The following is a 20,818-nucleotide window of genomic DNA, read 5'->3' on the forward strand; positions in this document are numbered from 1 at the left end:
AGGACTGAACATGGGTGTTTACCATAATCCGATCGTGCTTCAGCGCGCGGACCCCTGGGTAATCAAGGAAAACGGCGAATACTATTTCACCGCTTCAGATCCGGAATACAATTACATCGCCATTCGCCATGCGTCAAGCATCAACGATCTGCAAAAGGCCCCCGAGACGGTGGTGTGGCGTAAGCACGAATCCGGTCCGGCGAGCATCTACATCTGGGCTCCCGAGCTGCATCGCATCAACGGCGTGTGGTACATCTACTTCGCAGGTGCCGCGACGGATTTCGAAGCGTCCGGCCTGCCGACGCACCGCATGTTCGTGCTGGAGAACGCCGACGATGACCCGACCTCCGACAACTGGGTGGAGAAAGGCCAGATCGTCACCCCGATCGATTCCTTCGCGCTTGACGCCACCACCGAGGTAGTCGACGGCGTGCAGTACTTGGTATGGGCGCAGAAGGATCCCGCCATCGAAGGCAACTCCAACCTGTATATCGCCAGGATGGCCAATCCATGGACGCTGGGAAGCGAGCCCGTCATGCTCACCAAGCCGGAATACGACTGGGAATGCATCGACTTCCTGGTCAATGAAGGACCGGCCTTCCTGCTCCATGGGGACAAGATCTACATTACGTATTCCGCCTCCGGCACCGGCGTCCCGTATGCCGTGGGACTGTTGACCGCCGAGCGCGGCAGCGATCTGCTGGACAAGGCTTCCTGGAGCAAGAGCCCGGTGCCGGTGTTCAAGACCTGCGTCGAGAACGGTCAGTATGGCCCAGGGCACAATTCGTTCACCAAGTCCGAGGATGGCACTGAAGACCTGATGATCTACCACTGCCGTAACTATACGGAAATCAAGGGCGACCCGCTGTTCGACCCGAACCGCCACGCACGTGTCGGCGTGGTTCGATGGACTGCGGACGGGCCCGACTTCGGCGTGCCGGAACCTGATGATCTGTGGACTCCCATCACTACGGACGTACTGCCGGCCGATGGCGGCCCGCTTGCCGGGACACCTGCGACGCGTTGACCTGGCAGGCAATGCCGACGAGTGGTGCTCATAACTGAATATTGCAAGAGAAGCCGCCGATGCTGTCGGAGTGTCACAAATTTGTACAACGATAGAAAAAACGGTATAATTGAAATTACAACGTTGCAAATAGGCGGCGAGGCCTAGCGAATCCAAGGAATCGCTCTATCGGAAACGCAACGTGAGACTATCCATCGAAGGATCGTCGAGAAAAATGAAGGAAGGTAACAATGTCCCCCTTAAGACGTTTCGCGGGACTGCGGCGTTTCGCAAAAGCTGCAGTTGCAGTATGCGCGTCGTTGGGTCTTGTGGTCGCGGCCGGAGGCTGCGGTGCGGCCTCTAGCGAAGACAAGACCATTTATTTCTGGAACAATCTGGTCGGCGATGATGGTCCGGCCATGCAGCGCATCGTTAAGGAATACAATAGGCAAAGCGATTACAAAGTCGTATTCCAGCCTATGAACGGCAATGATTTGACCACGAAGATCTACTCCGTGATGCAGACCGGCAAGAACATCCCCGACATCATCATCGGTGACCAGTTCCAAACTGCCGTGCTGCAGTCCCAAGGGCTGATCAACACCATGGATGATTGGCAGAAGGTGGCGCCTGAACTGAAGGAGAGCAGCTTCCTGCCCGCCACATGGAAGGGCGTGACCGTCAATGGCAAGGCGTACGGCATTCCACTGTATTTGTTCCAGATGGCCATCTATTACAACAAGGACCTGGTTAAAAAGTACAATCTGCAATACATCTTGGATGACGGATACGTGACCATCGATGAGATCAAGGACCTCAAGGGCAAACTGCCCGAAGGTACGTATGCGCTGACCTACGGCAACCTTCCATGGGCGTTCATGTCGCTGCTGTACGGTGCTGGCGGCACGCTCGAGAACGATATGGACGACCTGACCAAAGATGTGTGGCGCAAGCCGATGCAAAAACTCAAGGACGCATACGACGCCGGCGTGGTCGCCCCGATGGACGTCGACGGCGAGCAGGCGTTCGGCTCCGGCAAGGCCGTGTTCGCGCAGCTTGGCACCTGGGCGCAGGGCAATATGTCCGATACGTTGGGCGCCGACAAGATCGCTGAGGCCAATACGTTGCAATACGACGCCGACAATCCGGTGAACTTCTTCTACCAGTGCAACTGGATGCAGCTCAAGGACCCGCATCGTTCCGCGGCGAAATCCGCGGCGGCGGCTGACTTCGTCAACTATGTGTACGAGCACTGGATGGATTGGTCGGAAGTCGGCTCCATCTCCCCGGCCTACCGCGATTTGAACAATCCGGAGTACCAGAAGCTCATCCAGGCATCCTTTACCAACGGCAAAAAGGAACGTGACGCCATCAAGACCTCCAACTATCTGTATGGCGGCTACGCGACCGCCGGTTGGGGCACATACAACGACATCGTCTACGGCAATGTCGGTCTTGAGGAAGGTCTGAAGACCCTCGACCTCATGGCCCAAGGCCAAATCGAGATTCAGGAGGAATCGTGATGAGCAAAACATCTACGATCGGATCCGCAGCATCATCCATGAAGCGCAAAAACTCCATCTGGCATGCTCTGCCGTACATCGCACCGCACTTCATCATCTTCGCGGTGTTCGGCATCATCCCGATTATCTTCGGCATCGGGCTGGCGTTCACCCGTTGGAACATGGTCGGCTCTCCGCAATTCGTCGGACTGCAGAACTTCGCGAAGATCTTCGATCCCAGCACCTACTTCTACTCGATCTTCTGGCGTGACCTCTGGCATACCCTGATCTTCGTGCTGATCAGCGTGCCGCTGACCATCATCGTGCCGCTGCTGCTTGCCGTGGCGCTCGGCAAAAAGGGACTCAAGGGCGCCGGGCTGTTCCAAGCAATCTTCTACATCCCCGGTCTGATTTCCATCGCCGCCGGCGCACTGGTCTGGCGCATGGTCTTCAACTCCCAGTTCGGTCTGCTGAACACCACCTTCCACACCGACATCAACTGGCTGGGCAAGAACCCATACGCATGGATCACCATCTTCGTGCTTGTGCTGTGGGCTGGCATCGGCGGCAACCTCGTCATCTACCGTTCCGCGCTGTCCGGTGTGGACGAAAGCCTGTACGAGGCGGCAAAGGTGGATGGTGCGGGTCCTATCAGGATCTTCTTCTCCATCACTCTGCCGGAGATCAAGCTGCCGCTGTTCTACACCACCATCATGACCACCACCGGTGCGTTCAACGTGTGGGGCCAGCCGGTCATGCTGACCAACGGCGGGCCGAACTACCAGACGCAGGTGCTGCTGATGGATATTCGAAACCTCGCATTCCCCGCCGGTCCTGCAGCCGCAGGCATGGCTTCCGCAATGGCATTGCTGCTGGGCATCATCCTGATGGCCATTGCCGCAATCCAGCTCATCTTCATGAACAAGGAGGACTGACGATGTCCGCTGCAACAATGCAAGCCTCGCGTCCGGTAATTCCAGAAAACAAAACGAAGAAAGTAAGCCCTTCGCTGATCGCGGTCTATGTGCTGCTCATCGTGCTGGCGGTCGTATGGCTCCTGCCGGTGATCTACACCGTGACGACATCGTTCAAGTCGGTCGCCGAATTTACCTCCAACGCGTTCAACTTCCTGCCGGCGAAGTGGGTGTTGGATAATTATGTGACGTTGGTTGAAGCGTCTGCCAGCTATCCTGTGCTAAACTGGCTCGGCAACTCGCTGATCATCTCGACCGTGTTCGCCGTGCTGTCCGTGGCCATCGTGGCCCTTGCGGGTTTTGGCTATTCGCGACTTAATTTCAAGTACCGTGATACGCTCTTCTTCGTCCTGCTGCTTATCTCGATGTTCCCCGCTGTCGTCAACATGATTCCGCAGTACCGCATCATCGCGTCCTTGGGCTGGGTCAACACCTACTGGGCCTGCATCGTGCCGGGTCTAGGCAATGTGGCGAACATCTTCTTGGTGCGCAACTTCATGAAGGGCATCCCGAAGGAACTGGATGAAGCCGCCGAAATCGATGGCGCGTCCGACTTCCAGATCTTCACCCGCATCATGTTACCGGCCATCCGTCCGATTCTGATCGTCATCTTCCTTTTCAGCTTCACCGGCGCTTGGAATGACTTCCTGTGGCCGACCTTGGTGTTCAACGATATCAATAAGATGCCGGTCACCGCAGGTCTGCAACTGTTGAGCAACCAGATGGGACAGTATAACCAGATGGGTTCGTTGATGGCAGCCACCTGCATGGCCATACTGCCGACGCTGCTTCTGTTCCTGTTCGCGCAGAAGTACTTCCTGCAGTCGCTGAACATCACATCCGGTCTGAAGGGCTGAGCCGCTTCGGATATGGCACAAGGATTGGGTCTGCTATCGGAAACGAGCAGTCCCAATCCTTCCCTTTTCCATCGTTGAAATGATAGTATCGCTAAGTCGGCAAACGGAAAGGAACACTATGAATTCGCAAAGCAATGGCGTTTGCCTGCCGGCCCCGTTGGCACGTAAGGCCGAACGGGTGCTGATGATCGTTGCCGCCTCCTATAACGTGATCATGGCGTCTGTCACGCTGTTCATGTTCGGCAGCTGGTTCAAGGGGCGGGCATACGATGTGCTGGAACGCAACGGCATGCTGCAGACGGACTATTCCGCGGTGGACAACGCCTCGACGGTGACAAACATCTACGCTCTGCTGGTGCTGATCGTCGGCATCGTCAGTTTCATCACGGCCATGCGTTGCCTCGCTCCGGGAACCGTCAATCGGTGGGTGATCATCTGGCTGGTGATTGTCATGGTCTTCTCCCTCGGAACCATGGATCTGATCGGACTCGCATTGTATTCCGTCACTCTGGCGATCTATCTTGCCCGCAACAAGGCCGTTGCCGCGCAGCAGGATGCGATTCGTAAAGCGATTCGGGCCCGCAGATAGCGCCACGACGGTTATTCACAGTATTCAAAACAACATACGGAAACGCAAAGGACAGTACATGACCGACAAACTCACTGCAACGCTCGATAAGGCGGGCGTACGCAACATCAGCACCGACCTGTGGGGCATCTTCTTCGAAGACATCAGCTATTCCGGCGACGGCGGTCTCAATGCTGATCTCGTGCAGAATGGAGCCTTCGAATACAGCCGTGCTGACAATGTGGATTGGAGCAACTACAGCTTCTGGCGCAAGATCGTGCCGGAGGGATCGTTTGCGGCTTTCTGCGTGCGTGACGGCGATCCGGTGGCGATCGAAAACCCGCATTATGCGAGCATCGAGATCGAACACGCCCCGGCTGCGTTGGACAACACCGGCTGGGACGGCATGGTGTTCCGAGCGGGGGAGACCTATGATTTCTCCGCCTGGCTGCGCCTGCAGTCCGGTGTGGCGGTGCCGTTGACCGTATCGCTGCGCAACGATGACGGCGACAGCATCGCCGAAACCACCATCGACATTGAACATGCGGCATGGACGAAATGCGAAGCGTCGCTGACCGTGCCGGCGAACAGCGACGGCACGGGGGCGGAACCCGGTTCGGTGGTGGCCAGACAGGGTGCTCTGCGACTGAGCTTCGGGGCCGAAGGCGTTGTGGATCTCGATTTCGTCACCCTTGAGCCGCGCACCACGTATCGGGGGCTCAAGCACTTCCGTCCTGACCTGGTGAAGGCCCTTGCCGATCTGCACCCGAGGTTCATGCGCTTCCCGGGCGGATGCATCACCCACGGTCTCGGCATGGATAACATGTACCACTGGGATCGCACCATCGGACCGGTGGAGCATCGGCCGCACAACTTCAACTTGTGGGGCTACCATCAGTCGTTCCGCATCGGCTACTACGAATACCTGTGCCTATGCGAGACCATTGGTGCCAAGCCGTTGCCGGTGTTGCCCGCCGCGGTAAGCTGCCAGAACACCAGCCAGGGGCCGGTGCCAGTCGCCCAGGAGGATATGCCCGCCTACATCGATGAGGTACTGCATCTCATCGAATTCTGCAACGGAGACGCCGAAACCACCGAATGGGGTGCCAAACGAGCCGCCATGGGTCATCCGGAACCATTCGCACTCGAATACCTGGGCATCGGCAATGAGGACCTCATCGATGATGTGTTCAAGAACCGTTTCCAGCAGATCTTCGATGCGGTCAAAGCCGTCTATCCCGACATCGTCGTCGTCGGCACCGTCGGCACGGCGCCCAGCGGCCCGGATTATGAAGCGGGCTGGCAGTATGCGCGTGAAGCCGGCATCCCGATTGTGGACGAGCATTCCTACCAGTCGTCCAGCTGGTGGTTCCACAATCTCGACCACTACGACCATATCGAGAGAAAGGGGCCGAAGGTCTATCTCGGCGAATACGGCTCTTGGGGTACGCAGCTCATCAACGGCCTGTCCGAAGCGGCCTTCATGGGCCGTATGGAACTCAACGGCGACGTGGTGGCCATGGCCTCCTATGCCCCGTTGTTCGCAAAAAACGGTCATCACAGCTGGGATCCGGATCTCATCTACTTCGACAACGAACGCACCTATCTGCCGTATAGCTACTGGGTGCAGCAGATGTACGCCGCCACCACCGCAGACACCGCGTGGCCAGTCGGTGTGGAAGGGGCGACCACGTTCCGCCGCAACCTGCCGGACGGCATCAGGCTACGCGTCGAGGGCGGTGCAAGAGCCGATTTGAATGATCTCGTCGTCACCACCGCGTCTGGGGCGCGGGTCGAACTCGGCGATGTGCAGTACCGGGGCAGCGCCATGGACTTGCCCGTCGATCTGCATGCTGATTCGTACTGCATCGATGCGACGGTGGTGTATTACGAAGGTAAGTGGGGCATACAGTTCGTCAGCGGTGATATCGACGGGAAGAACCATAATGTCACTTCTCTGGGGCGCGGCCATGAAGTGAAAGTGGTACGTGATGGCACCGCTTACGCGCTCGGCGGCACCGAATGGTCCATGAACGACGTGCAGCCGGGCACTACATGGCGTATGCACGTCGAGATAGCGGATCGTGGACAGTCCATGAAGCTGTACATCGATGGAACGCTTGTCGCCGAAGGAACGGAGACTAAAGACGAGCCAAGACGTACCATCACCGTATCGCGTAGCGGCGAACGAGGGGAGACCTATGTGCGTGTGGTCAATGCCATGGCTGAACCGGCCGAAGTGGATATCAGCCGGATTCTTGCCGCATTGGACGTCTCCTCGGAGTCCGCAGCGGGTGCGACAGCCACCATTCTGACGGGCGAAGACCCATATGCCGGCCGGGTCGGCGAGGAATCGCCCACCAGCCCAGTCAAAACCGTGGTGGATCTAACCGGTGGAGTCTATGCTGCGCCGGCTTGGTCGTTCTCCACCATCGTCATCGGCGACTAGGCGGATATGGCAGTTTGCGGAACCAAATCCGCCTGATGCAAGCCAGAGGATGCAACGGAAACGATCATCCGTCTGTGTGACGTTCTGATGGGAAAGCCCCGCAATGCATGGTGCATTGCGGGGCTTTCCCATCAGAGTCGATTTCCGCCGCTGGAAACTGTTTAGAGAATCACAGTTCGGAGGCAGCGCCACTGTCGATGAGCCAAAGCAGTTCCTCGCCGTCGGCGTAGGAGCTTGGGGCATGCGGGTTGTTGCGTTGCGCGAAGGCAGTTTTGACCGCGTTGGCCTTGCGTGTTTCGGATGTGAACACCCACGTATGCTTCGAACGGGCGATCATCGGCACGGTCAGCGTCAGTCGCAGCGGCGGCGGCTTCGGCGAATCGCGCACGCCCGCCACCAGCACGTGGGGGTCGGCGATCTCGGATTCGCCATGGTCGGGGAACAAGGATGCGAAATGCGCGTCCGGCCCCATGCCGAACATCGCGATATCCAATGCCGGATTTTCTCCCAGCTGCGCAGCCAGCTCACGCTGGTATTCGGCGGCGGCCTCGGCCAGCACTGCATCGGTCTGCTCGGGGGAGGCCGATGCGATTTCGGTGGCGCTACGGGTGTCGGCAGGCATCGCATGGACGTTCCCGGCAGGCATGCGTCCATCTTCCACAAGCGCACCGTACCAGGCTTCGCGAGCCTGCTTCGCATTGCGGTCGTCGTCATCGGCCGCCACGAAGCGTTCGTCGCCCCACCACACATGCACGCGGTTCCAGTCCACGGCATCGTTCAACGGACTGGCATTCATCGCGGCGAATACGCGGTTGCCGTCGGTGCCGCCGGTCACTGCGATGTCCACGCGACGACGTCCCGGTTCGGCCAGCAGGTCGATGATGGTCAACAATGTGCGTGCGGCCACAGCCTGAGCCAGCATTTCAGGATTCGGATACACAATGGTCTTGCGTTCTGCCATATTTGCTCCTTATACGGTGTCGCCCCGCCGGGTCATGGGCAGGGCGACTGGTTTTTCGGGTTCAGCGCTTCGGATTGATCAGATCCCAACCCTGAGTCACCACTTCGGCATAAATCTCGTCCGGATAGAGACGTCCCAGTTCCTCGCTCAGACATTCCTCAAGCGTACGTGCGGGCACGCTAATGGTCTGAGGTGATTGACCAGGCACGTTCTGCACTGCGATGCCATCATCGGTGGAAGGGCGTTCCAGACTCAGCACGCCATCGGAACGGGTCAGATACACGCCGGTCACCGCAGTTGCGTTCGGATCGTCTTCTATCACCACCGGTACGTTGAGGCGCAAACGCAACCATGCGGCCAACAGGTCCATCGGTAGATAATCCTTCTTGCCGGTCACACGCACACCGCTTACTGGCAGATGCGGAGGCTGGTCGAGCATCGAAGCCAGCATGGCGCGCCATACGGTGAGCCTGGTCCACGACATATCCACGTTCTTCGACGACCAATTACGACGCAGGTCATCCATCGTGCGCATCGGATTCGAGGAATGCATCGCATCCGTGATACGGCTGCGGGCCATCGATCCCAACAGGTCGGTGGACAGGTTCGCCGGAGCCTCGTTCGGCCACCAAGCTACCACCGGCGCATCGGGAACCAGCAATGGAATCACCAGCGTATCCGGATGATGCACCAAGCCGCCAAGCGGACGCAGCACGATAATCTCTCCTGCGCCGGCATCGGAGCCGAATCGCACTTCCGCGTCGAGGAAGGTGTGCGGCTTGCCATCATCGACAACGGCATCCACCTTGCGTGAATTCGGTGCGATTGCGATCACGCGGCAAGGATGCTCTCGGCTGGCGTTGTTCGCCACGGCAAGATCATGCTCCAGCGACGTCTCATTCGTGGAGATCAACAGTGTGAGCACGCGACCCAAAGCCGCTTCGCCACGCTCCTCGTGCAATTCGTCGATTTTCGCCGAAATCTCACGGGTTTCGGTGTTCTTCATGGTAATGATCACGGCATCCTCCAACGATGTCCATCACGGGCGAGCATTTCAACGGCTTCCTGAGGGCCCCACGTTCCGGAACGATACGGCTGCGGCTGGCCGAGCGTGGACCAGAATTCCTCGATCGGGTCAAGGATCTGCCAGCTCAATTCCACTTCGCGCGTGGTTGGGAACAGTGGAGGATCGCCCAGCAATACGTCAAGAATCAGACGTTCATAGGCTTCCGGAGACGATTCGGTGAACGAACGGCCGTAACCGAAGTCCATCGACACGTCACGGACCTCCATCGACGTGCCACCCGGCACTTTCGCGCCGAACCGCATGGTCACACCCTCATCGGGCTGTACACGGATCACGATCGCGTTCTTGCCGAGCTCCTTCGTCGCGGTCGACTCGAACGGCAGATGCGGGGCACGCTTGAACACCACGGCAATCTCCGTGACACGCTTGCCCAAACGCTTGCCCGTACGCAGATAGAACGGCACACCGGCCCAACGGCGCGTATCGACATCCAAACGGATCGCCGCATACGTCTCGGTCGTCGACTCCGGATCGATACCCTTCTCGTCCAAATACCCCACGACCTCATGCGAACCCTGCCAACCGGCCGCATACTGGCCACGCGCCGTATGCGCCGCCAGATCCTTCGGCAAGCGCACTGCGGACAGCACCTTCGTCTTCTCCGCCGTCAGATCGGAAGCGGAGAACGAAACAGGCTCCTCCATCGCCGTCAACGCCATAAGTTGTAGCAAATGGTTCTGGATGATGTCACGCGCCGCGCCGATACCGTCGTAATAGCCGGCACGACCCGCCACGCCGATATCCTCGGCATGCGTGATCTGCACGTGGTCGACGTAATTATTGTTCCAGATCGGCTCATACATCGCGTTCGCGAAACGAAGTGCCAATATGTTCTGCACGGTCTCCTTACCGAGATAATGATCGATACGGAACACACTCGATGGATCGAACACCTCGGAGACCACACGATCCAGTTCCTTGGCGCTTGCCAGATCATGCCCGAACGGCTTCTCGATGATCACACGACGCCAAGCACCTTCAGACGATTTCGCCAAACCGCAATCGGCCAACTGTCGGGAAACCTGCGGGAACGCGCGCGGCGGCACCGACATGTAGAACGCATGGTTGCCTCGCGTGCCACGATCGCGGTCAAGCTCGGCAACAGTGTTCGACAGTCGTTCGAACGCCTTCGGATCGTCGAACGTGCCTTGCACGAAACGAATGCCGTCGGCGAGCTGCTTCCATGTCGCCTCCTTGAATGGCGTACGGCAGTGCGCCTGCACATTCTCCTTCACAAAATCCTTGAAGTGCTCTTCGGTCCAATCACGACGGGCGAACCCCGTCAGACCGAAGCTTGGCGGCAATAGACCACGATTAGCCAGATCATAAATGGCAGGAAGCAGCTTCTTGCGTGACAGATCGCCGGTCACGCCGAAAATCACAATACTGCACGGGCCTGCAATACGTGGAAGTCGAAGATCGCGCGGATCGCGCAGCGGATTCGTCCACGTGCCGGCCGCGTTGGATGCGGTTGAAACGGTTTCAGTCATGCCTTTCATACTAATGCGTAGCCTCCACCCAACGTCAAGAGAGAATCGAAAACGTCATAGCCCTTTTTTATGGCTTTCTACAAATCGACCTTCGATTCGGATTCCCGCCATTCATGAAGGCGGCAATTTTGCGGGTGAGCGCGCGGGGGAGTGTGCGTTCCGCGATTGCGCCCGCCTTGGTGAGCGGACCATGATAGGCGAGAGCGGAACCGCGCATCATTTTGCGGTAGGCATATACCGCCAATTGCCGTGCGGTGGCCGGCTTGGTCATAGTGAAGAAGTTACGGCCATGCATGTTGGCGGCTTTTTCGAAACCGGTGGTGGTCGGGCCAGGACACACGCAGGTCACCGTCACACCCGTGCCGCGCAGCTCATGGGCCACAGCCTCCGACAGCGAGCGTACGAACGCTTTCGAGGCGAAGTACATCGCCATATACGGTCCTGCCATCATTGACGCGACTGACGAAATATTCAAAATCCTGCCATGCCCGTTGGCACGCATATCACAGCCATACCGGTACGTCAATTCGGCGGACGCATGCATGTTGAGCTGCATCATCTCATTCTGCCGGTTCCAATCGGCGTCAAGGAACCCGGTCCAATCTGCGAAACCCGCGTTATTGACGAGATGGTCGACCACAAGGCCCTGTGACGTGGTGAATTCATGGAGTTTCTTCGGCGCGTCGGATTCGCTCAGGTCAATGGCGAATGCCACCACATGTATGCCGAAACGCTGTTCGAGCCGTTCTTTCACCGTATCAAGTCGCTCCTGGCTGCGGGCGGTAATCACCAGATTATGTCCGTCCGCAGCGAACAACGTCGCCAATTCGCGCCCGATGCCGCCGGACGCTCCCGTGATAAGTACGTATCCCATGCCAACTCCTTCGTTGATGTCCGTTGACAATTATATTGGGAATGTGATGGAAATGGATGTTGCACGGAAGTCCCATTACGATTCACCACTTGGCGGTATCACCAGTTATGCGGGAGGATTTGGAGACCAAAATCCGTTTGTTCCAACTTGAAGGCGCGCTGAAACCGACATATGTGAATCGCGAATCTAGAAACCGGCTGCCGTCGGGGATGTCTTCGTGCGGTATGCGAGCAGGCCGTCGATGAACCGTGCGAGCCCTTCGATCATACGCGAGCGTGGGCATGCCACATTGATGCGTACAAAATCGTGTCCGTTCCCACCGTATTCGGAACCTTCGGAGAACATTACCTTGTGTTCGCGCTTAAGATAATCGCACAGCGCGTCTGTATCGTGCGTGATGGCTGAACAATCGACCCACAGCAGATAAGTGGCATGGCCTTCGATCATGATGACGCGTCGGTCGTTCGGTACGGATGCGTTGTATGCGTCAACCATCGCACGCGCGGTGGCCTTGTTACCCGCCAGATAGGCGCGCAGCTCATTCAGCCAAGGTTCGCCTTCCTTGAATGCGGTCAGCGTGGCAGTCATGGCGAAGGCGTTCGGTTCGGCCACTTCGTCGGTGTTAAGCGCACGCCACACCTTATGGCGTAGCACGGGATTCGGAATCATCGCGGCAGCGGAATTGAGACCGGCGATATTGAAGGTTTTGGTTGGCGCCATGCAGGTCACCGAATTCATCGCGCAATGTTCACTCACGGAGGCGAACGGTACATAATCAAAACCTGGATCGGTCAAATCGCAGTGGATTTCGTCGCTGATCACTGTCACATGATGCTTCCAACACAGTTCACCGATATGATTCAGCGTCTCCCGGTTCCAGATACGATCGATTGGATTATGCGGATTGCATAGGATCATCAACGTGGTCTGCGGATCAGCAAGCTTCGTCTCGAGATCGTTCCAATCGACCGAATAACGGCCTTCGCCGTCATAGGCAAGCGGCGATTCGAGTACACGGCAACCATTGTTGAGAATCGAATTGAAGAAAATATTGTAAACCGGCGTCTGAATAAGCACATTCTCATTCGGCGTGGTGAGCTTCCTGACCATGCTGGAGATGGCAGGCACCACGCCAGTGCAGAATACCAGCGAATCAGGGTCGATGACAAGCCCATGGCGACGCCCCCACCAATCCACATACGCCTGGTTCCATTCAGGCGGCACTATCGAATAGCCGAAAACGCCATGTTCTACGCGCCGACGCAACGCCTCGCGAATCTCGGGTGCGGTCTTAAAATCCATGTCCGCCACCCACATGGGCAATGCGTCGCCGGCCTCCTCCCATTTGAGCGAATAGGTGCCGAAACGGTCGATCGGAGTATCGAAATCGTAGGTCATATGGTCGATTCTATCTACCGCTCCGTAACGTCGGCCGTGATGACCGTCGTTGCTGACGGATCGATCCTCTCCGGATCAAGCGTCAGCTCACCGATCGCATCGGCACGAATCGCACCGGACGCAGGATTGAACACGCTGTCGATCGCGCCATGCACGTCCGCGTCCACGGAAGAATATTCAAACGCGAGCGTGGTATTGATAAGCCGACAGTTACGCAATACCAGATTGTCCACATAACACAAGCCCTGCAGGCTTTCAATCGTACAATTCTCAAACGTGACATTACGAGAATTCCAAGCCAAGTATTCGCCGGAAATAAACGAATCGCGCACAGTCACATTTTCGCAATTCCAGAAGCAATCCTTGGAAATCAATCGAGAATTCGAAATCTCAATATTACGCGCGCCATCAAACGGATAATTGCCAACCAAACGCAAATTATCGACTTTGATGTCAGAACAATTCATTGCTAAATAATCACCGCGCGCACTTACATTATTCATCATGACATTCGAACAAGCCCACAATGTTTCCTCGGCATTGACGAAATCAACGTTCCTCAACGAAACATCACGGCAACGGCGGAAATTCTTCGGCGCTTCAAATGTGCAATCCTCGACACGAATGTTGTTTGTATACCACACGCCTGCGCGTGCCATCTCGAACCACGTGCAATCCTTCGCCGAAATATCCGAGCAATACCACAGCGGATACTTCCATTTGAACGAACTCGACTCAAGCTCAATAGCATGTGCATGCTTCAACGGCGACTCGCCATCATCGAAAATCGTGTCGACATAATGACGGTCATGTGCAAAAAACTCCGCGCGCTCGCCGGTGAGAAGCGCCTGACGGGTCTCGGGAATGTCTTGATCGGCGTTGGATTCAAGTGTCTTTGGAATGTTCATCGTGTGCTCCTTCATGTGCTCCTTCATGTGCTCCGGTGGAAGAGCATAGAAACCTCAAGCACTCGAAGTCAAACGGGCGGCCATGTTCGTGCAAAGCGAAACCTAGCCGCCCATTCGGCAGTGGATCCGATATGGGTCGATCAGCCGATCAGCGCGGCAGGATACTTGGACACGGCCTCATCGATCTGCTCTTCGGTGGACGTGGCAACGCCTTGGATGAGGAACGGCTTCAGATACGTCGCATGCGTATGACGGAACGTGGTCTCGAACGGGGAAAGCAGCTCGTCCATGGTGCGCACATGGCTGCCTTCACGGGTGTAGGAATCGGCTGGAGATCCGGTGGACACGGACAGCATGAACTCCTTGCCTTCAAGGGCGCGCCCGCCGCCATAAGCCCAACCGGCCTTGATTACGTCATCCTCCCACTGCTTGAGCAGAGCGGGAGAGCTGTACCAGTAGAACGGGAACTGCAGCACAATGCGGTCATGCGTTTCGATGAGCCTCTGCTCATGTTCGACGTTGATTCTGAAATCCGGATATGCGGCGTATTCATCGACCACGGTCACGTCTCCGGTTTCGTTGGCCGCGTCCATAAGCTTGCGGTTGACCTGCGATTTTTCCAGATGCGGATGGAACACCAGAACCAGCGTTTTCATGCATACTCCTTTTAACTGTCCGACGATTTTCAGTATGCAGCATAATAGCCCTTTCCGTTACGTTTCGAGTGCGATCGGCCATAACCGGAGCCGATGGACCCAAGGGCGTTTGTCGGGGAGCGCGATAGTATGATGGCCGGCGTGATGGTAGGTGTCGGCATGCCATGAGATGAGACGAGGATTGAAAGGAAAGGCATTTGGTCTCGCGAATACAAGGTAGGAAGGCGGTCGCATCCACAGCCTTCAAAACCGCTTTGCCCAGAACGTTGCCGGTTTGTATCACCTTCTTCCTTCTGGCTTTGTCATATGGCGTGCTGATGGGCACGCGTGGTTTCTCCTTCCTGTGGCCCATGTGCATGAGCGCGTTCATCTTCACCGGTTCCATGGAATTCGTGACGGTGAATCTGCTGGTGTCCGCGTTCAATCCGTTCGCCACGTTCATGCTTGCCGTCATGCTAGGCACAAGGCATCTGTTCTACGGCATTTCCATGCTTGGCCGGTTCAAGAACATGGGGGTGAAAAAACCGTATCTCATCTTCTCCCTGTGTGATGAGACTTTCGCCATCGACAACGGCACTGTCATTCCCAAAGGCGTCAACCGAGGCTGGTTCTACTTCTTCGTGGGATTCCTCAACCAATTCTCCTGGGTGGCTGGTGCCACGGTTGGAGGCATTCTCGGCGGACGTATCACGTTCGATACCTCCGGACTCGATTTCATTATGACCGCCATGTTCGCCGTGATCTTCGCAGACCAGTGGCTGGCTACGAAACATAAGAGCCATATGGCGGCGTTGACCGGCATCGTCGTGCCTGCGATTTGTTTGGGAGTTTTCGGCGCCGACAATTTCATGATTCCCTCGCTTGCCGGCATGCTGGTCATGTTCGTTCTGCTGCGGCCGTATCTGAACGATCTGAAAAACGACAAGACGGATGAAGCCGGCGGAGCTGGCAGCGTAACGTCCGACGATATGCAGAAAGAGGCACGTGCATGATGATCATGACCACCTGGCAGGGCGTCGTAACTATTATCATGGCGATACTTGGTACCATTTTGACCCGTTTCCTGCCGTTTCTGGTATTCCCCGAATCGAAGGAACCGCCGCGTTTCATCACCTATCTGGGCACGGTGCTGCCGTACGCCATGACAGGTCTGCTCGTCGTGTATTCGCTCAAGGGCGTGCATCTGCTGTCCGGCAGCCACGGCATTCCCGAATTGCTTGCGATTATGGTGATCGTTCTGCTGCACGTATGGAAAAGAAACATGCTGCTGTCGATCGCCGGTGGCACCGCTGCTTACATGCTGTTGGTGCAGCTGGTATTCTCATGAAAGCTTTTGCGTAACAGCGCGGCTTTCGGCCGTGTCGCAGTGGGCCGTGATTATTTGGCGAGTTCCATATCGTATTTCAGCGTCATCACGCGAATCGCGGACTGCTTCACCTTGTCCGCAAAAGCAGAATCAGCCGCGGCCTTCGCATTCAAACCATCCAAAACCTGCTGAACATAATCGAAAGCGCCAATACAGGCAAGATCACCGCCGGCTTCAACCAATCGCACACCCAAATCACTCGGCTGAACACCGCTCAAGGCAGTGGCGGAGAGGGAATCCGAAGTGATGACACCCTGAAAACCAACCGTATTACGTAGATAATCCGTTACCAAAGTGCTGGAAAACACGGCGGGATTGTTCGGATCAATGGCCTGATAGGTAGCCAAAGACATCATCACCATGGAAGGGTTCACCTCCAACGCGCTATTGAACGCGTTGATTTCCGCACCGTCCAACGTGGTGGTGGTGTCAAGAATGCCGTCGGCGGTGAAATCGGTATTGCCGGTTACCGAACCAAGTCCCGGATAATGCTTGATGGCGCTGCCAATACCCGAATCCGCCATGCCCTGAATGAACGCTTTGGCATGGTCGGCATTACCGGCCGCGTCCAATCCAAAATCACGATCCAACGCTCCGACAGGGTCGTTCGTGGTGCGATCCACCGTCACCGTACCCACCACCGGCGCCAAATCGACATTGATGCCAGCTGACTTAAGCTGGGAACCCCATACGGCCGCCGACCGACGAAGCTGATCGGTCGACATCGTTCCCTGATCGGTGGCGGAAGGCATCTGATCGAAACCAGAGCCTTGAAGATGCTGCACCAAACCACCTTCCTGATCGGTGGTCATCAACAGCCGATTATTGGCCGGCGCATACGATTGCAATGCGGATGTGGCTGCGGCGACACCGGCCGTTCCAGAATTCCAGTTGCCGATGATCAGCACCGAACCGATATGCTGGTTCATAATGAGATTTTGCAATGAGGAAGGATCGGATCCCGCGTAGAGAGGTGCCATGACGAGCTGACCGACACGCTCTGCAAGACTCATGGCATTGACTGCAGCCACGGCTTTGCCGTGCGGAGAGTCGTCCATCACGCTTGGCACGTTGGATTTGTCAAGCGCATCATGTGATGCGCCGGACTGCTGCGAATTGGATTGCTCGGATTGGTTGGAGCCAGCATTCAAACTCGCGCTGGATGAACACCCAGCGAACGATAGCGGCAGTGCGATGGCGCACAGTGCGGCAGCACAACGAGCGAAATGAACGTGGACCCTCTTCATAGTGTCATTATCTATCACATGCCAGTGATGGCGAATACGATCGCATAAGAAAAGAACGGGTGGATTCGTGTTCGTGAATTGCGTAAACATTAGGCCAGTGGCATAAAGCACGTTCCGTGCCTGTCGATAGGCTATTAGTATGTCTTTTTTTGATATGTTTGGTCCCATGTTCGACCCGGAAAGCGGCCCGAGCCGCTCCCAAGGGCAGCGTGCCAATAAATCCGACAACGATGATCCCATCATTCTCAATGTCGAAACCGATGGCGATAACACCGCCCGGTCTTCGGCGAACATGCCTCCAAGAGGTCCGTCCGGTCCGCGCATCACACGCCAGCCGAACCGTCCGCGCAAATCGTCGAACGGCAACAAGATTCTAATCGGTGTGGTGCTGGCGCTTGCCATCATCGTCGGACTGTTCTTTGGCTTGGCGCAGTTCATCACCGATGTCATGTGGTATGCGCAGCTTGGCTTCCAAAGCGTGATTTGGACGCAGTTGGGTACCAGGGTAGGCCTGTGGGTGGCGTATGCGCTGCTGATCGCCGCGGTCGGATTCCTTTCCGCGTCGCTGGCGATCTGGGCTCGCCCCGATGCTGCCGATGGTTCTACCATTCGTATTAATGGCGACACCATCGAAGTGGGCAAGGGCGTGAGCTCAAAGAGTGCACGTCGTGTGGCAGTGGTGATTTCATTGATCGTCGGTTTGATGTTCGGATCGCAGTTTAATGCGAATTGGTCTGAGATTCTGCTGATGTTCAATGCGCAGAGTTTCGGCACCACTGATCCGCAATTCGGCATTGACAATGGTTTCTACGTATTCGTGTTGCCTGGTTTGAAGTTGATTATGTCGGCGGTGGCGCTGCTGTTGCTTGCAGGCATTATCTTCTCCATCGTCACGCATGTGATGATGGGTGGCATTCGCATCACCATGCCAGTGCATGGTCGTGGACTGTTCCACATCACCAAGCGTGCGCGTAGGCAGATCGGCATCTGGCTGATGCTCAACATGTTCGCATGGGCGGCGAATCAGGTGCTTGGTGTGTTCTCTCACCTCACGCAGGAGGGTAGCCGCATCACCGGCGCCACCTACACCACGGTCAACGCCACGATTCCCGTTACCTTCATCATGGCCGCCATCACCGCCACTCTTGGTGTGGTTCTCGGCGTGTGGATCATGAAATCGCATGCGCTGGAAGGCCAGGCCCCAATCGCGGTGCGCGCCTCCGAAGCGCTCAAGGCGTGGAAGGTGCCGACCGTGGCCATCGCATCCGCCATTGTGGTGAGCCTGGTGCTTACCGTGGCATGGCCGATGCTGCTGCAGCGTTTCCGTGTAAACCCGAACGCGCAGGAGATGGAATCAACATATATTCAGCGCAATATCGACGCCACTCGTGAAGCCTATGGTCTGAACAATGTGAAGACGGAACAATACCAGGCCACTACCGAAGGCGAGGAAGGCGCACTGGCCGACTCCGCGGAATCGACCGCGCAGATCCGACTGCTCGATCCGCAGATCGTTTCCCCAACGTTCAAACAGTTGCAGCAATCCAAGCAGTATTATACATTTGCCGACACTCTTGCCGTCGACAAGTATGAGGTCGACGGTGTGAGCCAAGATACGGTGATCGCAGCACGAGAACTTGACCTTGCCGGTCTTGACAATCGCAACTGGGTCAACGACCATACCGTGTACACGCACGGCTATGGTGTGGTGGCCGCCTACGGCAACAAGGTGACGGCCGACGGCCAGCCGAAGTTCTTCGAGGCGGGCATCCCAACCCAAGGCAAGCTCACCGAATCCGAACAGTATGAGCCGCGTATCTACTTCTCGCCGAACGCTTCCGAGTATTCGATCGTGGGCGCTCCGGAAGGCACGCAGTCGTGGGAGTTCGATTACCCGACCGGTTCCGAAGGCGCCACCAACACGTTCGGCGGCAATGGCGGCCCGAAGATCGGCAATATCTTCTCCCGACTGCTGTATGCCATCCGTTTCGGCTCCGACCAGATTCTGTTCTCCAACCGTGTGAATTCCGCATCACAGATTCTCTACGATCGTTCCCCGAAGGAGCGTGTGGCCAAGGTCGCACCATACCTGACGCTTGACGGCCGTGTGTACCCGGCGGTCGTGGATGGTCGTGTCAAGTGGATCGTCGACGGCTACACCACGTCTGACGTCTACCCGTATTCGCAGATGACCGATCTGGGCGAGGTAACCAAGGATTCCACCACGGAATCTTCGGCCACGGTGAGTGAGCTGGCTTCGAAGAACGCCAACTACATTCGCAACTCCGTGAAGGCTACCGTCGATGCGTATGACGGTTCCGTGGACCTGTACGTGTGGGACGAATCCGATCCGGTGATCAAGGCATGGCAGAAGATCTTTCCCGGCCAGTACCACCAGTTGTCGGAAATTTCCGGCGATCTGATGAGCCACCTGCGTTACCCGGAAAGCCTGTTCAAGGTGCAGCGCGAGCTGTTGACCAAGTACCATGTGTCGAGCGCCAGCCAGTTCTTCTCCGGTGAGGATTTCTGGCAGACTCCGGTCGACCCGACCGAATCTCAGCAGGCTCAGGAACGCGACATTCTGCAGCCGCCGTATTATTTGACGTTGCAGACCGGTGGGTCCAACGAGCCGGTGTTCTCGTTGACGTCGTCATATATTCCCGCAGGTACGTCAACCCGAGAGATTTTGACGGGATTCCTGTCTGTCGATTCTGATGCGGGCAACGAAAAAGGCAAGATCGGTGCGAACTATGGCACGCTTCGATTGCAGGAGTTGCCGAAGGATTCCAATGTGCCAGGCCCCGGTCAGGCGCAGAACAACTTCAATGCGTCGGCCGACGTGTCGAAGGAACTCAACCTGCTTGAGTCCGGCTCCACCAACGTGCAGCGAGGCAATCTGCTTACACTGCCGCTCGGCGGCGGATTGGTGTACGTGCAGCCGGTGTACGTCAAGTCCTCCGGTTCCACCAGTTTCCCGCTGTTGAAGAAGGTGTTGGTGGCCTTCGGCGACCAGGTCGGATTCGCCAACACATTGGACGAAGCGCTCGATCAGGTGTTCGGCGGCAACTCCGGCGCGTCCGCGGGCGATGCCGAAAACGTCGACGGTTCCACCAGCAGTAAGACCGACACGAGCGATACTGCCGGTACCAGTGGGGATGCCTCCGCTAACGGTTCTTCCGGAACCGACGGTACTGACTCGTCATCTGGATCGAATTCCGACAATGACAGCAGTTCCGGCAATACTGGCGGTTCCAGCACGATGAGCAGCGATCTGAAGAGCGCCCTCAACGACGCATCCCAGGCAATGAAGGATTCCGACGCGGCCATGAAGAAGGGCGATTGGTCCGCTTATGGCGAAGCGCAGAAGAAACTTCAGGAAGCGTTGAACAAGGCGCTCGAACTCGAGCAGTAGTTTCCGCACAAGTTCCGTACGATTGCTGTTTGCGTAAGGCGGGAGTCTGGTTCCTCATATATG

17 protein-coding genes are annotated in these 20,818 nt (G+C 56.8%); 9 read left to right on the plus strand and 8 right to left on the minus strand.

Going from position 1 to position 20,818, the window contains the following annotated elements:
• Positions 1 to 10: 10 nt before the first annotated feature.
• The 6 genes from BBCT_RS03320 (at position 11) to BBCT_RS03345 (ending at position 7,356) form a co-directional block, all read left to right on the plus strand.
• Complete coding sequence (locus BBCT_RS03320; protein WP_003835306.1) at positions 11 to 1,027, plus strand: glycoside hydrolase family 43 protein; 1,017 nt, start codon at positions 11 to 13, stop codon at positions 1,025 to 1,027.
• Positions 1,028 to 1,257: 230 nt separating this feature from the next.
• Positions 1,258 to 2,529 (plus strand): ABC transporter substrate-binding protein, encoded by a 1,272-nt coding sequence (locus BBCT_RS03325; protein WP_003835305.1) that lies wholly within the window; start codon positions 1,258 to 1,260, stop codon positions 2,527 to 2,529.
• Positions 2,529 to 3,443, plus strand: coding sequence for a carbohydrate ABC transporter permease (locus BBCT_RS03330; protein ID WP_229027182.1), 915 nt, complete (start codon positions 2,529 to 2,531; stop codon positions 3,441 to 3,443). Before BBCT_RS03325 ends, BBCT_RS03330 begins: the two co-directional genes overlap by 1 nt.
• A 2-nt stretch (positions 3,444 to 3,445) precedes the next feature.
• On the plus strand, positions 3,446 to 4,339 hold the full coding sequence (locus tag BBCT_RS03335; RefSeq protein ID WP_003835301.1) for a carbohydrate ABC transporter permease: 894 nt from the start codon (positions 3,446 to 3,448) through the stop codon (positions 4,337 to 4,339).
• 118 nt (positions 4,340 to 4,457) lie between these two features.
• Positions 4,458 to 4,928, plus strand: coding sequence for a hypothetical protein (locus tag BBCT_RS03340; RefSeq protein WP_003835300.1), 471 nt, complete (start codon positions 4,458 to 4,460; stop codon positions 4,926 to 4,928).
• Between the two features lie 58 nt (positions 4,929 to 4,986).
• On the plus strand, positions 4,987 to 7,356 hold the full coding sequence (locus BBCT_RS03345; protein ID WP_003835299.1) for an alpha-L-arabinofuranosidase C-terminal domain-containing protein: 2,370 nt from the start codon (positions 4,987 to 4,989) through the stop codon (positions 7,354 to 7,356).
• 169 nt (positions 7,357 to 7,525) lie between these two features.
• Here BBCT_RS03345 and pgl read toward each other — a convergent pair whose 3' ends face one another.
• The 7 genes from pgl to BBCT_RS03380 form a co-directional block, all read right to left on the minus strand.
• Positions 7,526 to 8,317: a 6-phosphogluconolactonase gene (gene pgl, locus BBCT_RS03350; RefSeq protein WP_003835297.1), complete on the minus strand. Its 792-nt coding sequence runs from the start codon at positions 8,315 to 8,317 to the stop codon at positions 7,526 to 7,528.
• A 61-nt stretch (positions 8,318 to 8,378) separates the two neighbouring features.
• Positions 8,379 to 9,335, minus strand: coding sequence for a glucose-6-phosphate dehydrogenase assembly protein OpcA (locus BBCT_RS03355; protein ID WP_033512924.1), 957 nt, complete (start codon positions 9,333 to 9,335; stop codon positions 8,379 to 8,381).
• A complete protein-coding gene (gene zwf, locus BBCT_RS03360; RefSeq protein WP_003835295.1) occupies positions 9,332 to 10,903 on the minus strand; it encodes a glucose-6-phosphate dehydrogenase in 1,572 nt (523 codons plus the stop codon). The genes BBCT_RS03355 and zwf overlap by 4 nt, the downstream gene beginning before the upstream one ends.
• Before the next feature lie 58 nt (positions 10,904 to 10,961).
• On the minus strand, positions 10,962 to 11,768 hold the full coding sequence (locus BBCT_RS03365; protein ID WP_003835294.1) for an SDR family NAD(P)-dependent oxidoreductase: 807 nt from the start codon (positions 11,766 to 11,768) through the stop codon (positions 10,962 to 10,964).
• A gap of 186 nt (positions 11,769 to 11,954) precedes the next feature.
• Positions 11,955 to 13,166: a MalY/PatB family protein gene (locus tag BBCT_RS03370; protein ID WP_003835292.1), complete on the minus strand. Its 1,212-nt coding sequence runs from the start codon at positions 13,164 to 13,166 to the stop codon at positions 11,955 to 11,957.
• 14 nt (positions 13,167 to 13,180) lie between these two features.
• The gene (locus tag BBCT_RS03375) at positions 13,181 to 14,089 is read right to left on the minus strand and encodes a DUF3737 family protein (protein WP_033512915.1); all 909 of its coding nucleotides are present in this window, start codon (positions 14,087 to 14,089) and stop codon (positions 13,181 to 13,183) included.
• A gap of 125 nt (positions 14,090 to 14,214) precedes the next feature.
• Complete coding sequence (locus tag BBCT_RS03380) at positions 14,215 to 14,730, minus strand: NAD(P)H-dependent oxidoreductase (protein WP_003835290.1); 516 nt, start codon at positions 14,728 to 14,730, stop codon at positions 14,215 to 14,217.
• 317 nt (positions 14,731 to 15,047) lie between these two features.
• Here BBCT_RS03380 and BBCT_RS03385 point away from each other — a divergent pair, with 317 nt between their 5' ends.
• Positions 15,048 to 15,722 (plus strand): AzlC family ABC transporter permease, encoded by a 675-nt coding sequence (locus BBCT_RS03385; protein WP_003835289.1) that lies wholly within the window; start codon positions 15,048 to 15,050, stop codon positions 15,720 to 15,722.
• Positions 15,722 to 16,057: a branched-chain amino acid transporter permease gene (locus BBCT_RS03390; protein WP_033512927.1), complete on the plus strand. Its 336-nt coding sequence runs from the start codon at positions 15,722 to 15,724 to the stop codon at positions 16,055 to 16,057. Before BBCT_RS03385 ends, BBCT_RS03390 begins: the two co-directional genes overlap by 1 nt.
• Before the next feature lie 50 nt (positions 16,058 to 16,107).
• Here the strand turns inward: BBCT_RS03390 and BBCT_RS03395 are convergent, their stop codons facing one another.
• Positions 16,108 to 17,343 (minus strand): glycoside hydrolase family 3 protein, encoded by a 1,236-nt coding sequence (locus BBCT_RS03395; protein WP_167335210.1) that lies wholly within the window; start codon positions 17,341 to 17,343, stop codon positions 16,108 to 16,110.
• Between the two features lie 139 nt (positions 17,344 to 17,482).
• Here BBCT_RS03395 and BBCT_RS03400 point away from each other — a divergent pair, with 139 nt between their 5' ends.
• Positions 17,483 to 20,755: a UPF0182 family membrane protein gene (locus BBCT_RS03400; RefSeq protein ID WP_003835286.1), complete on the plus strand. Its 3,273-nt coding sequence runs from the start codon at positions 17,483 to 17,485 to the stop codon at positions 20,753 to 20,755.
• Positions 20,756 to 20,818: the final 63 nt, after the last annotated feature.

Origin of the sequence: Bifidobacterium catenulatum DSM 16992 = JCM 1194 = LMG 11043, from assembly GCF_001025195.1 — a bacterium.
Lineage (GTDB): Bacteria > Actinomycetota > Actinomycetes > Actinomycetales > Bifidobacteriaceae > Bifidobacterium > Bifidobacterium catenulatum.